The organism is Enterobacter sp. PL1 (assembly GCF_945957325.1).
Lineage (GTDB): Bacteria > Pseudomonadota > Gammaproteobacteria > Enterobacterales > Enterobacteriaceae > Enterobacter > Enterobacter roggenkampii.
In genome coordinates, this window is record NZ_CAMFKT010000013.1 from 30,837 (window position 1) to 45,195 (window position 14,359).

16 protein-coding genes are annotated in these 14,359 nt (G+C 61.3%); 11 read left to right on the plus strand and 5 right to left on the minus strand.

Annotated elements, in window-relative coordinates:
- Genes N6P30_RS13405 through hypA form a run of 3 tightly spaced genes read right to left on the minus strand, consistent with a single transcriptional unit; the run spans position 1 to position 1,481 of the window.
- The gene (locus tag N6P30_RS13405; protein WP_023294431.1) at positions 1 to 273 is read right to left on the minus strand and encodes a HypC/HybG/HupF family hydrogenase formation chaperone; all 273 of its coding nucleotides are present in this window, start codon (positions 271 to 273) and stop codon (positions 1 to 3) included.
- Positions 264 to 1,127 (minus strand): hydrogenase nickel incorporation protein HypB, encoded by an 864-nt coding sequence (gene hypB / locus N6P30_RS13410; protein WP_023294430.1) that lies wholly within the window; start codon positions 1,125 to 1,127, stop codon positions 264 to 266. Before hypB ends, N6P30_RS13405 begins: the two co-directional genes overlap by 10 nt.
- A 3-nt stretch (positions 1,128 to 1,130) precedes the next feature.
- Complete coding sequence (gene hypA / locus N6P30_RS13415) at positions 1,131 to 1,481, minus strand: hydrogenase maturation nickel metallochaperone HypA (protein ID WP_023294429.1); 351 nt, start codon at positions 1,479 to 1,481, stop codon at positions 1,131 to 1,133.
- A 210-nt stretch (positions 1,482 to 1,691) separates the two neighbouring features.
- On the opposite strand from hypA, the gene hycA reads away from it, so the two are divergent.
- The 9 genes from hycA to hycI all read left to right on the plus strand — a co-directional run bounded on the left by hycA (position 1,692) and on the right by hycI (position 9,471).
- Entirely contained in the window at positions 1,692 to 2,156 is a 465-nt protein-coding gene (gene hycA, locus N6P30_RS13420) for a formate hydrogenlyase regulator HycA (RefSeq protein WP_023294428.1), read from the plus strand.
- Between the two features lie 71 nt (positions 2,157 to 2,227).
- Complete coding sequence (locus tag N6P30_RS13425; protein ID WP_023294427.1) at positions 2,228 to 2,836, plus strand: 4Fe-4S dicluster domain-containing protein; 609 nt, start codon at positions 2,228 to 2,230, stop codon at positions 2,834 to 2,836.
- Entirely contained in the window at positions 2,833 to 4,647 is a 1,815-nt protein-coding gene (gene hycC / locus N6P30_RS13430) for a formate hydrogenlyase subunit 3 (RefSeq protein WP_023294426.1), read from the plus strand. The genes N6P30_RS13425 and hycC overlap by 4 nt, the downstream gene beginning before the upstream one ends.
- A 1-nt stretch (position 4,648) precedes the next feature.
- Complete coding sequence (locus N6P30_RS13435) at positions 4,649 to 5,572, plus strand: respiratory chain complex I subunit 1 family protein (RefSeq protein WP_023294425.1); 924 nt, start codon at positions 4,649 to 4,651, stop codon at positions 5,570 to 5,572.
- 15 nt (positions 5,573 to 5,587) lie between these two features.
- The gene (gene hycE / locus N6P30_RS13440) at positions 5,588 to 7,297 is read left to right on the plus strand and encodes a formate hydrogenlyase subunit HycE (RefSeq protein ID WP_023294424.1); all 1,710 of its coding nucleotides are present in this window, start codon (positions 5,588 to 5,590) and stop codon (positions 7,295 to 7,297) included.
- Between the two features lie 9 nt (positions 7,298 to 7,306).
- Entirely contained in the window at positions 7,307 to 7,849 is a 543-nt protein-coding gene (locus N6P30_RS13445) for a formate hydrogenlyase complex iron-sulfur subunit (RefSeq protein WP_023294423.1), read from the plus strand.
- Complete coding sequence (locus N6P30_RS13450) at positions 7,849 to 8,616, plus strand: NADH-quinone oxidoreductase subunit B family protein (protein WP_021241938.1); 768 nt, start codon at positions 7,849 to 7,851, stop codon at positions 8,614 to 8,616. Before N6P30_RS13445 ends, N6P30_RS13450 begins: the two co-directional genes overlap by 1 nt.
- On the plus strand, positions 8,613 to 9,023 hold the full coding sequence (locus tag N6P30_RS13455) for a formate hydrogenlyase maturation HycH family protein (RefSeq protein ID WP_023294422.1): 411 nt from the start codon (positions 8,613 to 8,615) through the stop codon (positions 9,021 to 9,023). The genes N6P30_RS13450 and N6P30_RS13455 overlap by 4 nt, the downstream gene beginning before the upstream one ends.
- Positions 9,016 to 9,471, plus strand: coding sequence for a hydrogenase maturation peptidase HycI (hycI, locus tag N6P30_RS13460; protein ID WP_023294421.1), 456 nt, complete (start codon positions 9,016 to 9,018; stop codon positions 9,469 to 9,471). The genes N6P30_RS13455 and hycI overlap by 8 nt, the downstream gene beginning before the upstream one ends.
- A gap of 81 nt (positions 9,472 to 9,552) precedes the next feature.
- On the opposite strand, the gene N6P30_RS13465 is transcribed toward hycI, so the two are convergent.
- Entirely contained in the window at positions 9,553 to 10,977 is a 1,425-nt protein-coding gene (locus tag N6P30_RS13465) for a 6-phospho-beta-glucosidase (RefSeq protein ID WP_023294420.1), read from the minus strand.
- An 18-nt stretch (positions 10,978 to 10,995) separates the two neighbouring features.
- Positions 10,996 to 12,447 carry a PTS cellobiose/arbutin/salicin transporter subunit IIBC gene (gene ascF / locus N6P30_RS13470; protein WP_008499568.1) on the minus strand — a complete coding sequence of 484 codons (1,452 nt, stop codon included), beginning with the start codon at positions 12,445 to 12,447 and terminating at the stop codon, positions 10,996 to 10,998.
- Positions 12,448 to 12,660: 213 nt separating this feature from the next.
- On the opposite strand from ascF, the gene N6P30_RS13475 reads away from it, so the two are divergent.
- Positions 12,661 to 13,674 (plus strand): LacI family DNA-binding transcriptional regulator, encoded by a 1,014-nt coding sequence (locus N6P30_RS13475; protein ID WP_154827265.1) that lies wholly within the window; start codon positions 12,661 to 12,663, stop codon positions 13,672 to 13,674.
- Positions 13,675 to 13,808: 134 nt separating this feature from the next.
- Positions 13,809 to 14,354: an electron transport protein HydN gene (hydN, locus tag N6P30_RS13480; protein WP_008499565.1), complete on the plus strand. Its 546-nt coding sequence runs from the start codon at positions 13,809 to 13,811 to the stop codon at positions 14,352 to 14,354.
- Positions 14,355 to 14,359: the final 5 nt, after the last annotated feature.

Below are 14,359 nucleotides of genomic sequence, written 5' to 3' on the forward strand. Positions count from 1 at the left end.
TTACCGCTCCTCGCCGTACAGCAGCGCGCCGACGTCCGGCTCCACGTCGAACATGTTTTGCAACGCATCCAGCGTGTCGCGGGCTTCCGCTTCGTTAATCACGCTCATGGCAAACCCCACGTGGACCAGCACCCACTGGCCGAGACGCGACGAGCCCGTTTCATCGGTGCTGCCCACCAGCGTCAGGTCTACATCACGCAGGATGCCGCAAACCTCGACTTTGGCCTGATTACCGTTGAGGGAATGGATTTGTCCCGGTACGCCTATGCACATCGTTCGTTCTCCAGCCAGCGTAACCAGCCGTCCATGCCGTCGCCGCGCGTGGCGGAGACCATCATGATCTCAATCTCCGGGTTCACCTCGCGGGCATACGCCAGGCACTTATCCACGTCGAAATTCAGGTACGGCAGCAGGTCGACTTTGTTCAGCAGCATCAGGGATGCCGCGGCGAACATGTGGGGGTATTTCAGCGGCTTGTCTTCGCCCTCGGTCACCGAAAGCACCGCCACCTTGTGTCGTTCACCCAGATCGAAGCTCGCCGGGCAGACCAGGTTGCCGACGTTTTCAATAAACAGGATGCCGTTATCCGCCAGCGGCAGGCGCGGGGCGGCGTCGGCAATCATCTGCGCATCCAGATGGCACCCTTTGCCGGTGTTAACCTGAATTGCCGGGGTGCCGGTTTCGCGGATGCGCGCCGCGTCGTTTACCGTTTGCTGGTCGCCCTCGATCACCGCGCAGGAGACGCGCCCGTTGAGGCGTTTGAGCGTTTCGGTCAGCAGCGTGGTTTTACCGGAACCGGGGCTGGAGACCAGGTTCAGCACCAGCTGTTTGCGGGTGGCAAAGCGGGCGCGATTGCGGGCGGCGATCTGGTTATTTTTGTCCAGCACGTTGATTTCCACGTCCAGCATCTGGCGCTGGCTCATGCCCGGCGCGTGGGTACCCGCTTCGCCGTGGCCGTAATGCAGGTCGCCCGCGTCGGAACGCTGCGGCGCAAAGGTAATGCCGGTCAGGGCTGCCGCAGGGCGCGGGGCAGGGGAAAAGGGCGCGGAGCGAAACGCGGAGTGGGGACGGTGCTCATCCCCTTCTATATACAGGTTGCCTTCGGCGCAACCGCAGGTACTACACATACTTTACTCCTTCTCGATTTCGAGGCGTTGGATCTGCATGCCGTCATCCGCCACGATGCGCAGCCCGGAGCTCTGACACTGCGGACAGCGCTGTACCTTTGATGAGAGCAGGGTGACGTACTGCTGACACTGTTCGCACCAGCACTCCGCCTGCTGCTCCTCAATATGCAGTTCGCAGCCTTCCGCCAGCGTGCCGCGGCACACCAGCTCAAAACAGAAGGTCAGGGCGCTGGTCTCGACGCAGGAAAACGCCCCGACCTTCAGCCAGACGCCGGTGACGCGTTTCGCGTGGTTTTGCACAGCCTGCTGTTCGATAAGTTCCAGAGCCCGCTGGCAGAGGGTGATTTCGTGCATGACGCCTCCTCAATGAATTGCCCCGGTAATGCAATAACAGTGCCAGCTTGATTTTTGTTAAGGCGTGTCGATGTCACCGCTGTCGAAATGACACGTCGACACCGCGATGTTGACAGCGAATTTTTAATTAAATCCATTGAAAATCATAAGCATAAAAACTGGCATGGAATCTGCTTAACAGCCGCTATCTCCATTAAACGGATACCTTTTATGACTATTTGGGAAATCAGCGAAAAAGCGGAATACATCGCGCAGCGTCATCAGCAGTTACAGGACCAGTGGCACCTTTACTGCAACTCTCTGGTTCAGGGCATTACCTTGTCGAAAGCGCGTCTTCACCACGCGATGAGCTGTGCGGCGCAGGGCGATATGCGCTTTGTCCTCTTCGGCCATTTCATCATCAACGTCACCCTGGCGGATAACTTCAATAGCCACACCATCGAGTACCACCTCGAGACAAAAGACGGTGAAAAACAGTGTATTGCAAAGGCGCAGCTGATGGCTGACGGCATGGTGGACGGCCACGTCAGCAACCGCGATCGCCAGCAGGTACTGGAGCACTATCTGGAAAAAATCGCCCCGGTTTATAACGGCCTGTACACCGCCGTTGAACACGATCTCCCGGTCAACCTGAAGCAGCTGATGGACGGAAATACCTCAGCGAACGTGGCCTGACCCCCCGTGTGTCGAGAAGTGTCGACAAGACAGTTTTTCGTCAAAAATGACTATCACCAGAGGATAACCCGGTGAACCGTTTTGTAATTGCTGACTCGACGGTCTGTATTGGCTGTCGAACCTGTGAGGCGGCGTGTTCGGAAACGCATCGCCTGCATGGGCTACAGTCCATGCCGCGCCTGCATGTCATGCGTAATGAAAAAGAGTCTGCCCCGCAGCTCTGCCATCACTGTGAAGATGCCCCCTGCGCGGGTGTCTGTCCTGTGAACGCCATCACCCGCGTGGATGGCGCAGTCCAGCTGAACGAAAGCCTGTGCGTAAGCTGCAAGCTGTGCGGCATTGCCTGCCCGTTCGGCGCGATTGAATTCTCCGGCAGCCGCCCGCTGCATATTCCGGCCAATGCCAACTCGCCTAAAGCCCCGCCCGCACCTCCGGCGCCTGCACGCGTCAGCACGCTGCTGGACTGGGTGCCCGGCATCCGTGCCGTGGCGGTGAAGTGCGACCTGTGCAGCTTCGATGAACAGGGCCCGGCCTGCGTGCGCACCTGTCCAACCAAAGCGCTGATTCTGGTGAACATTCGCGACATCGCCCGCACCAGCAAGCGCAAGCGCGAACTGACCATTAATACCGACGTCGGCGATCTTTCGCTTCTGCAGGCGCTCAACGAGGGGGTGAAATGAACGCGATTACGATGATTACCAGCGCCGTGGCGTACTTTGCCGCCGCCGCCGTGCTGGCGTGGCTTCTGTCATTCCATAAAACCCTGAGCGGCTGGATCGGCGGGATCGGCGGGGCGGTCGGCAGCCTGATGACGCTGGCGGCGGGTGGGGTTGTCCTGCTCGGCGGGCAGTCCGCAGAGGCCGTGATGCCGCTGATTCGCCACACCGTTGCGATTACGCCGCTGAACGCCATCTGGCTGGTGACCTTTGGCCTGTGCGGGCTGTTTATCAGCCTGTTCAATATCGACTGGCACCGCCATCCGCACGCCAAAGCCAACGGCCTGCTGGTGAACCTGCTGATGGCGACGGCGGTCTGCACCGTGATCGCCAGCAACCTCGGCGCGCTGGTGGTGATGGCGGAGATTATGGCGCTGTGCGGCGTGTTCCTGACCGGCTGCAGCGCCTCCGGGAAAGTGTGGTTTGCGCTGGGACGCCTCGGGACGCTGCTGCTGGCGCTGGCCTGCTGGCGGGTGTGGCAGCGTTTCGGCACGCTGGAGTTCGCTGCGCTTAACGGGCATCCGCTGGGCAATGACGTCTGGCTGCTGGGCGTGATCGGCTTTGGCCTGCTGGCCGGGATTATCCCGCTGCACGGCTGGGTGCCGCAGGCGCATGCGAATGCCTCCGCGCCCGCTGCCGCGCTGTTTTCTGTGGTGGTGATGAAGGTCGGTCTGTTCGGGATTCTGGCGATTACGCTGACCGGCGGCCAGCCGCCGCTGTGGTGGGGCGTGGTGCTGCTGATTGCGGGCATGATCACCGCCTTCGTCGGCGGCCTCTACGCGCTGATGGAGCACAATATCCAGCGTCTTCTGGCGTACCACACGCTGGAGAATATCGGCATCATCCTGCTCGGCATGGGCGCGGGCGTGACCGGGCTGGCGCTGAATCAACCGGCGCTGATTGCCGCCGGCTTTATCGGCGGTCTGTATCACCTGATCAACCACAGCCTGTTTAAAAGCACCCTGTTCCTCGGGGCGGGCAGCGTCTGGTTCCGCACTGGCCATCGGGATATCGAAAAGCTCGGTGGGATTGGCAAAAAAATGCCGGTGATTTCGCTGGCGATGCTGGTCGGGCTGATGGCGATGGCCGCGCTGCCGCCGCTGAACGGCTTTGCCGGGGAGTGGGTGATCTATCAGTCCTTCTTCGCCCTCGGTCAGAGCGAGGCGTTTATCGCCCGCCTGCTGGGGCCGCTGCTGGCGGTCGGGCTGGCGATTACCGGGGCGCTGGCCGTGATGTGCATGGCGAAAGTCTACGGCGTGACCTTCCTTGGTGCGCCGCGTACGCGTGAGGCTGAGAACGCCTGCTGCGCACCGGTACTGATGGGCGTAAGCGTGGTCGCGCTGGCGCTGTGCTGCATCGCGGGCGGGGTTGCCGCGCCGTGGCTGCTGCCGCTGCTGGGCCACGCCATTCCTCTGCCGCTTGAGACGGCGCACACCGTCGTTTCCCAGCCGATGATTGCACTGCTGCTGATTGCCGCGCCGCTGCTGCCGTTCGTGCTGATGCTGTTCTTCAAACGCGACCGGCTCACCTCCCGCTCGCGCGGTGCCGCGTGGGCCTGCGGTTATGAACACGAACAGTCGATGGTCATCACCGCCCACGGTTTTGCTATGCCGGTGAAAGAGAACTTCGCCGCCGTGCTGAAGCTGCGCCACTGGCTGAACCCGGTGGGCTGGGTACCCGGCTGGCAGAACGCTGCCGCGCCCGCGCTGTTCCGCCGTCTGGCGCTGATCGAGCTGGCGGTACTGGTAGTGATTGTGATTTCACGAGGAGCCTGACATGAGTCTGTTACTGGCAATTCTTCAGGCGCTGGTGCTGTTCGCCGCCGCGCCGCTGCTGTCGGGCATCACGCGCGTGGCGCGCGCCCGGATGCACAACCGTCGTGGGCCTGGCGTACTGCAGGAGTACCGCGATCTCTTCAAGCTGCTTTCTCGCCAGAGCGTGGCCCCGGATGCCGCAGGCTGGGTCTTCCGCCTGACGCCGTTTGTGATGGTGGGCGTGATGCTCACCGTCGCCACCGCGCTGCCGGTGGTGACGGTGGCTTCGCCCCTGCCCGTGCTTGGCGATCTGATTACCCTTATCTACCTCTTCGCCATCGCCCGCTTCTTCTTTGCGATTGCGGGCCTGGACACCGGTAGCCCGTTTACCGGCATCGGTGCCAGCCGCGAGGCAATGCTTGGCGTGCTGGTTGAGCCGATCCTGCTGCTGGGGCTGTGGGTCGCCGCGCAGGTTGCGGGTTCCACGCACATCAGCTTTATCACCGACACCGTTTACCACTGGCCAGTTGCCCGCTCCCTTCCGCTGGTGCTGGCGCTGTGCGCCTGCGCGTTCGCCACGTTTATCGAGATGGGCAAGCTGCCGTTCGATCTGGCCGAAGCCGAGCAGGAGCTGCAGGAAGGGCCGCTCACCGAATACAGCGGCTACGGCTTTGCGGTGCTGAAGTGGGGCATCAGCCTCAAACAGCTGGTGGTGCTGCAGATGTTTGTCGGCGTCTTCTTCCCGTGGGGGCAGATGACGCACTTCTCCGCGGGCGGTCTGCTGCTGGCCGTCGTGGTTGCCGCCCTCAAGCTGCTGGTCGGCGTGCTGGTCATTGCCCTGTTCGAAAACAGCATGGCGCGCCTGCGTTTTGTGGAAACGTCCCGCATCACCTGGGCCGGTTTTGGTTTTGCATTTTTAGCGTTCGTCTCCTTGCTGGTGGCGTGATTAAAGAGAGTATTTATGTCTGAAGAAAAGAAAGGTCAGCAGTATCTCGCCGCGTTGCATCAGGCTTTCCCGGGCGTGGTGCTGGAGGAGTCCTGGCAAACCAAAGACCAGATCACCGTCACCATTAAGGTGAACTATCTGCCGGAAGTGGTGGAGTTTCTCTACTACCGGCAGGGCGGCTGGCTGTCGGTGCTGTTCGGTAACGACGAGCGCCAGCTGTGCGGCAGTTACGCGGTGTACTACGTGATGTCGATGGAGCAGGGCGAGAAGTGCTGGATCACCGTGCGCGTCGAGGTCGACCCGAATAAACCGGAATACCCGTCCGTCACGCCGCGCGTGCCCGCCGCCGTCTGGGGCGAGCGCGAAGTGCGCGACATGTATGGCCTGGTGCCGGTTGGCCTGCCGGACGAGCGCCGTCTGGTGCTGCCGGACGACTGGCCGGACGAACTCTATCCGCTGCGCAAAGACAGCATGGACTACCGCCAGCGTCCGGCGCCGACTACCGACAGCGAAACCTACGAGTTCATCAACGAGCTGGGCAGCAAGAAGAATAACGTGGTGCCGATCGGCCCGCTGCACGTCACCTCTGACGAACCGGGCCACTTCCGCCTGTTCGTTGACGGCGAAAACATTATCGACGCCGACTACCGCCTGTTCTACGTCCACCGCGGCATGGAGAAGCTGGCGGAGACCCGCATGGGCTACAACGAAGTGACGTTTCTTTCTGACCGCGTGTGCGGCATCTGCGGCTTCGCCCACAGCACCGCCTACACCACCTCGGTAGAGAACGGCATGGGGATCGTGGTGCCGGAACGCGCGCAGATGATCCGCGCCATCCTGCTGGAGGTGGAGCGCCTGCACTCGCACCTGCTGAACCTCGGCCTGGCCTGCCACTTCGTCGGCTTTGACTCCGGGTTTATGCAGTTCTTCCGCGTGCGCGAAGCGTCGATGAAGATGGCGGAGATCCTCACCGGGGCGCGCAAAACCTACGGCCTGAACCTGATCGGCGGGATCCGCCGCGACCTGCTGAAAAACGACATGATCCAGACCCGCCAGCTGGCGCAGCAGATGCGCCGCGACGTGCAGGAGCTGGTGGATATGCTGCTCAGCACGCCCAACATCGAGCAGCGCACCGTGGGCATCGGCCGTCTTGACCCGGAAATCGCCCGCGACTTCAGCAACGTCGGCCCGATGGTGCGCGCCAGCGGCCACGCCCGCGACACCCGCGCCGATCACCCGTTCGTCGGCTACGGCCTGCTGCCGATGACCGTGCACAGCGAGCAGGGCTGCGACGTCATTTCCCGCCTGAAGGTGCGCATCAACGAGGTGTTCACCGCGCTGAACATGATCGACTTTGGTCTGGACAACCTGCCGGGCGGCCCGCTGATGGTGGAGGGCTTCACCTACATTCCAAACCGCTTTGCCCTCGGCTTTGCCGAAGCGCCGCGCGGGGACGACATCCACTGGAGCATGACCGGCGACAACCAGAAGCTCTACCGCTGGCGCTGCCGTGCGGCGACCTACGCCAACTGGCCAACCCTGCGCTATATGCTGCGTGGCAACACGGTCTCCGACGCGCCGCTGATCATCGGCAGCCTCGACCCGTGCTACTCCTGCACCGACCGCATGACCGTTGTGGACGTGCGCAAGAAGAAAAGCCAGGTGGTGCCGTACAAAGAGCTTGAGCGCTACAGCATCGAGCGTAAGAACTCGCCGCTGAAATAAGGACTCGTCATGTTTACCTTTATCAAAAAAGTGATCAAAACCGGCACGCAGACCAGCCGCTATCCGCTGGAGCCGATGCCGGTCGACAAAAACTTTCGCGGCAAGCCGGAGCACAACCCGCAGCAGTGCATTGGCTGCGCGGCCTGCGTTAACGCCTGTCCGTCGAACGCCCTGACGGTGGAAACGGATCTCAAAACCGGCGAGCTGGCCTGGCAGTTTAACCTTGGACGCTGCATCTTCTGCGGCCGCTGTGAGGAGGTCTGCCCGACGGTCGCCATTCGCCTGTCGCAGGAGTACGAACTGGCGGTATGGAAGAAAGAGGATTTCCTGCAGCAGTCGCGTTTTGACCTGTGCCACTGCCGCGTCTGCCAGCGCCCGTTCGCCGTGCAAAAAGAGATCGACTACGCCATCGCGCTGCTGCAGCACAACGGCGACGCGCGCGCGGAACACCACCGCGAAAGCTTCGAAACCTGCCCGGCGTGCAAGCGTCAGAAATGCCTGCTGCCGTCCGACCGCATTGATATCACCCGCCACATGAGAGAGGCCATCTGATGGAAAACCTACTGGGCCCGCGCGACGCGAACGGCATTCCGGTGCCGATGACGGTGGACGAATCCATCGCCAGCATGAAGGCGTCGCTGCTGAAAAAAATCAAACGCTCGGCCTACGTCTACCGCGTGGACTGCGGCGGCTGCAACGGCTGCGAGATTGAGATTTTCGCTACGCTGTCGCCGCTGTTTGACGCCGAGCGCTTCGGCATCAAGGTGGTGCCGTCCCCGCGTCATGCGGACATCCTGCTGTTCACCGGGGCCGTCACCCGCGCCATGCGCTCGCCCGCGCTGCGCGCCTGGCAGTCCGCGCCCGATCCGAAAATCTGCATCTCGTACGGCGCCTGCGGCAACAGCGGCGGCATCTTCCATGACCTCTACTGCGTCTGGGGCGGCACCGACAAAATCGTGCCGGTGGACGTCTACATCCCGGGCTGCCCGCCGACTCCTGCCGCCACGCTGTACGGCTTTGCGATGGCGCTCGGCCTGCTGGAGCAGAAAATCCACGCTCGGGAGCCGGGCGAACTCGACAACCAGCCGGCGGCCATTCTGCACCCGGACATGGTGCAGCCGCTGCGGGTGAAGGTTGACCGCACGGCGCGCAGGCTGGCGGGGTACCGCTACGGGCGCCAGATTGCCGACGACTATCTGCGCCTGCTGAGCCAGGGTGACCACCAGGTCGCACGCTGGCTGGAGGCGGAAAACGATCCGCGCCTCAATGAGATTGTGGCGAACCTGAACAGCATCGTCGACGAGGCGCGTATCCGATGAGTGAAACGGTGGTGTTCAGCCAGCTGAGCCGTAAGTTTATTGATGAGAACGATGCCACGCCGGATGCGGCGCAGCAGGTGGTCTATTACAGCCTGGCGATTGGGCATCACCTCGGGGTGATTGATTGCCTGGAGGCCGCGCTGAGCTGTCCGTGGCCGGAATACCTGGCGTGGATTGCCACGCTGGAGGAGGGCAGTACGGCGCGGCGCAAAATGGAAGGCGTGCCGAAGTACGGCGAGATCGTGATCGATGCGAACCACATTGCCATGCTCGCAAACGCCTTTGACGCGGCGCTGGGCAGACAAACCCCGGAGCAGCAGGCGTGGAGCAAAACGCTGCTCGGCATGCTGCATGATATTCATCAGGAGAGCGCCATCTACCTGATGGTGAGGAGATTACGTGACTGACGTTTTACTGTGTGTCGGCAACAGCATGATGGGCGATGACGGCGCGGGTCCGCTGCTCGCAGAGATGTGTGCCGCCAACCCGCAGGGCGACTGGGTGGTGATTGACGGCGGCAGCGCGCCGGAAAACGACGTGGTGGCCATCCGCGAGCTGCGCCCGGACAGGCTGTTAATCGTCGATGCCACCGATATGGGGCTCAACCCCGGCGAGATCCGCCTGATTGACCCGGACGATATCGCCGAGATGTTTATGATGACCACCCACAATATGCCGCTGAACTACCTCGTGGATCAGATCAAAGGTGACGTGGGCGAGATGCTGTTTTTGGGCATTCAGCCGGACATTGTCGGGTTTTATTACCCGATGACGCCGCCGGTGAAAGAGGCGGTGGACGTGGTGTATTCACGGCTTGCCGGGTGGGTTGGGGATGGAGGTTTTTCTCAGCTCTGAGCAGCGCCCGGTGGCGCTACGCTTACCGGGCCTACGGTTTTGTAGGCCGGGTAAGGCGAAGCCGCCACCCGGCAAAACAGGCTACGCCAGATCCGCCCCGTTACTCGCAATCACCTTCTTATACCATCCGAACGATTTCTTGCGTTTGCGCTCCAGCGTGCCGTTCCCGGCGTCGTCGCGGTCGACGTACACAAACCCGTAACGCTTGCTCATCTCCCCCGTCGAGGCCGAGACAAGGTCAATGCAGCCCCAGGTGGTGTAGCCCATCAGCGGTACGCCGTCCTCAATCGCGTCGCCCATCGCGCGGATATGCTCGCGCAGGTAGCTGATGCGGTAGTCGTCGTTGATCTCGCCATTTTCATCGATGACGTCCTTCGCGCCGAGGCCGTTTTCCACCAGGAACAGCGGCTTCTGGTAGCGGTCGTACATCATGTTCATGGTGATGCGCAGCCCGAGCGGGTCGATGCCCCAGCCCCATTCGCTTACCTGGATGTGCGGGTTGCGCAGGGACTTCACGATGTTCGCCGCGCTGGTGTTGCCCGCGTTCATGTCCGCCGAGGCGCAGCGCGAGGCGTAGTAGCTAAACGACACAAAGTCGACGGTATTTTTCAGCAGTTCGTCATCGCCCGGATCTTTAACAATCACCACGCCTTTCTCGCGGAACACGCGGGCAGAGTAGGCCGGGTAGCTTCCGCGCGCCTGCACGTCGATAAAGAACAGGTTCTCGCGGTCTTTCTCCAGCGCCATCCACACGTCTTCCGGCTTGCAGGAGTAGGGGTAGAAGTTACCGCCCGCCAGCATGCAGCCCACCTGGTTTTCCGGGTTTACCTCGTGGGCAATTCTGGTCGCCAGCGCGCTCGCCACCAGCTCGTGGTGCGCGGCCTGGTATTTCACCTGGTCTTCGTTTTCGCCTTCCTCAAACACCAGTCCCGCCCCGGAGAACGGGCTGTGCAGCATAATGTTGATTTCGTTGAAGGTCAGCCAGTATTTCACCAACCCGTTAAATTCTTCGAAGCAGGTGCGGGCGTAGCGGGCGAAGAAATCGACCATCTTGCGGTTGCGCCAGGAGCCGTACTCCGTCACCAGGTGCATCGGCACGTCAAAGTGGCAGAGGGTCACCAGCGGCTCGATGTTGTACTTTTTGCACTCCTCGAACACCGCGCGGTAAAAGGCAATGCCTTCTTTGTTCGGCAGCGGCTCGTCGCCGTTCGGATAGAGGCGGCTCCAGGCGATCGAGGTGCGGAACACCGTAAAGCCCATCTCCGCCATCAGGGCGATGTCCTCTTTATAGCGATGGTAAAAATCAATCGCCTCGTGGCTCGGGTAGAACTCGTCGTCACGCAGCGAGAAACGCTTTTCCTTACCGAGCTTCACCGCCAGGCGATTCGCGCCGTGGGGGATCATATCGACCGTCGTCAGCCCTTTGCCGCCTTCACGGTAAGCCCCTTCGCTCTGGTTGGCGGCAAGCGCGCCGCCCCATAAAAATCCTTGTGGAAAAACAGACATTCTTACCTCGCTTTCAATTTATGCTTTTGCTGCGTTGTTCTGTACCGGTGCGGTCTGCAGGGCGCGCGCTTTTTCAGCCTCGTCTTCGACCGGAATATCCTCAAAGCCCAGTATCAGGGTCAGAATAAACGACAGCACCACTGCCAGACCCATCACGCCAAACACCCAGACGATGGTCATCGGGTTGGCCGGGTCGAAGAACTGCACGCTGGTGAACAGCCCCGGTGCCGCCATCGAATGGCTGGCAAGACCGGCTATGCCCGCCACCGCGCCGCAGATAAAGCCGCTGATCAGGCTGGCAATCAGCGGGCGTTTCAGACGGATCGCGACGCCGTACAGGGCCGGTTCAGAGATCCCCGCCATGATGGCGGAGGCCGCCGCCGCCAGCGCCGTCTGGCGCAGCTCCGGGTTTTTCGTTTTCCACGCCACCGCCAGCGACGAACCGCCGAGCGACAGGTTGGCGCCAATTTCCGACGGCATCACCATCCCTTCCTTGCCCGTTTCGGCAATGGTCTGAATGATGGTCGGCGTAAAGACGCGGTGCATCCCGGTCATCACCAGCAGCGGCCACAATGCCCCCATGATCGCCACGGAGAGCCAGCCCAGGTAGCCGTGAATGGTGTAGACCAGCGCGGAGATGGCGCTACCGATCCAGATCCCCAGCGGGCCAATCAGCACGATGGCGAGCGGGGCGGCAATCAGCACGATCAGCATCGGCTTGAGGAAGTTTTTCGTCACCGCCGGGGTGATGCGATCCACCCAGCGTTCGATGTACGACAGGCACCAGGTCATCACCAGCGCGGGGATGACGGTGTAGGTGTATTTCACCGCCGTCACCGGGATAAAGGCGAACTCAACGTGCTCGCCCTGCGCGGCTTTCGCCATCAGCTCGATAAAGCTCGGGTGCACCAGCACGCCCGCAATGGCTATCGCCAGCGACATGTTGGTTTTGAATTTCACCGCCGCCGAGGCCGCCACCATCAGCGGCAGGAAGAAGAACGCGCCGTCGCCGATGACGGTCAAAATGGTGAGCGTCGGTGCGCCTTTGGGCAGCACGCCGGTCATCTCGAGGATCATCGCCAGCAGCTTGACCATCGAGCCGCCGATGATCGCCGGGATCAGCGGGGACATGGTGCCGATCAGCGCGTCGAGGATCCCGGCGCCAATGCGGCGTAACGTCAGCTTTTGCGGGCCTTCCGGCACCGCGGGCTGCAGGTCAGCGGGCAGCAGGCTTACCACCTCGCGGTACGCCTGAGAGACGGTATTGCCAATAATCACCTGGCACTGGTTGTCGTTACGCACCACGCCGAGCACGCCGCTGATGCTTTTCAGGCGCGCGGCGTCGGTGAGGGTTTCGTCTTTCAGAACGAAACGCAGTCGCGTCATGCAGTGGGTGACGGCGACGATGTTCTCTTTGCCGCCCAGCGCGCTGATAACGTCGTTCGCCAGCGCAGCGTAATTTTTGGCCATCGGATGTGATCCTGTTATCGTTGTGTGAAATGTAGGAAACCGGTTCCACATAATCATCATGAGTTTTTATGAATGAAACAAGATCGCTTTTTGACCATTTTTTCGTTTCGTGATGAATGTCGCAATGAGGTGCCGAAAGCGTGATGTCGCCGCTGCGACAATTTTTCTGCAGTGCAGTACACTGCCCGCATGAGTTTCGGATGGAAAAAAAACATGACCACGATGCTGGAAGTGGCGAAGCGGGCAGGCGTTTCGAAAGCGACGGTGTCCCGGGTGCTGTCGGGTAATGGCTACGTCAGCCAGGAGACCAAAGACCGGGTGTTTCAGGCCATTGAAGAGAGCGGCTATCGCCCAAATTTGCTGGCGCGCAACCTGGCGACCAAACGCACCCAGACGCTGGGCCTGGTGGTGACGAACACCCTTTATCACGGCGTCTACTTTAGCAAACTGCTGTTTCACGCCGCGCGCATGACCGAAGAGAAAGGGCGACAGCTGATCCTCGCGGACGGCAAGCACAGCGCCGATGAGGAGCGCGAGGCGATCCAGTATCTGCTGGATATGCGCTGCGACGCGGTGATCATCTATCCGCGTTTTCTGAGCGTGGATGAGATGGATGCGATCGTCGAGAAGTGCGAGCAGCCCATTATGGTGCTCAACCGCCGCCTGCGGAAAAACAGCAGCCACAGCGTCTGGTCCGATCATAAAGCCTCCAGCCAGGACGCGGTGTCACAGCTGATTGCGAAAGGGCATCGGGAGATCGCCTTTATCACCGGCTCGATGGATTCTCCCACCGGGGTCGAGCGTCTCTCCGGCTACAAGGATGCGCTGGCGCAGTACGGTATTCCGCTGCGCGAGGGGCTGATCGCGCAGGGGAAGTGGAACCCCGCCAGCGGCGCGGCGGCGGTGTCCGACCTGCTTGCGCGCGGTGAGCGCTTTACGGCGCTGGTGGCGAGCAATGACGATATGGCCATCGGTGCCCTGAAGCAGCTGCACGACAGCGGCGTGGCCACGCCGGACGCGGTGTCGGTGATCGGTTTCGACGATGTGGCCATCGCGCCCTACATCGTGCCGTCGCTCTCCAGCGTACGCATTCCGGTAACGGAGATGATTCAGGAGACCATCAGCCGCCTGATCTTCATGCTCGACGGCGGCGAGTTTAAATATCAGCAAACCTTCTCCGGCGAGCTTGTCCTGCGCGACTCGGTTATTGACGGCCCACACCGCTGATGTCGACAGCTGTCATCGTCATAAGTGACGATGACAGCGCCGCTGTGATTTTAAAAGTCCCATAAAATCAATGTGTTAATTATTGGCACGGTTTATGAATATCTCCGCGCATAACTGTAATGCTGGAGAAGCAGATGAACCGTTTTATTATGGCCGATGCCAGTAAGTGTATTGGTTGCCGTACCTGTGAAGTGGCGTGCGTGGTTTCCCATCAGGCGGAGCAGGACTGCGCGTCGCTCACCCCTGACACCTTCCTGCCGCGCATCCACGTCATCAAAGGCGTGAATATTTCTACCGCCGCCATCTGTCGCCAGTGCGAAGACGCACCGTGCGCGAACGTCTGCCCGAACGGGGCGATTAAACGCGAGAAAGGCTTTGTGCACGTGATGCAGGAGCGCTGCATTGGCTGCAAAACCTGCGTGGTTGCCTGCCCGTATGGCGCGATGGAGGTGGTGGTCCGTCCGGTGGTGCGCAACAGCGGCATGGGGCTGAGCGTGCGGGCGGAGAAAGCCGAAGCCAACAAGTGCGACCTGTGTTACCACCGTGAGGCCGGCCCGGCCTGTATGGAAGCCTGCCCGACGCACGCGCTGGTCTGCGTGGATCGCGACAAGCTTGAGCAGATGAGCGCCGAAAAGCGCCGTCGCGCGGCGTTCGACACCTCGTCATCACTGCTGTTCTGAACCGT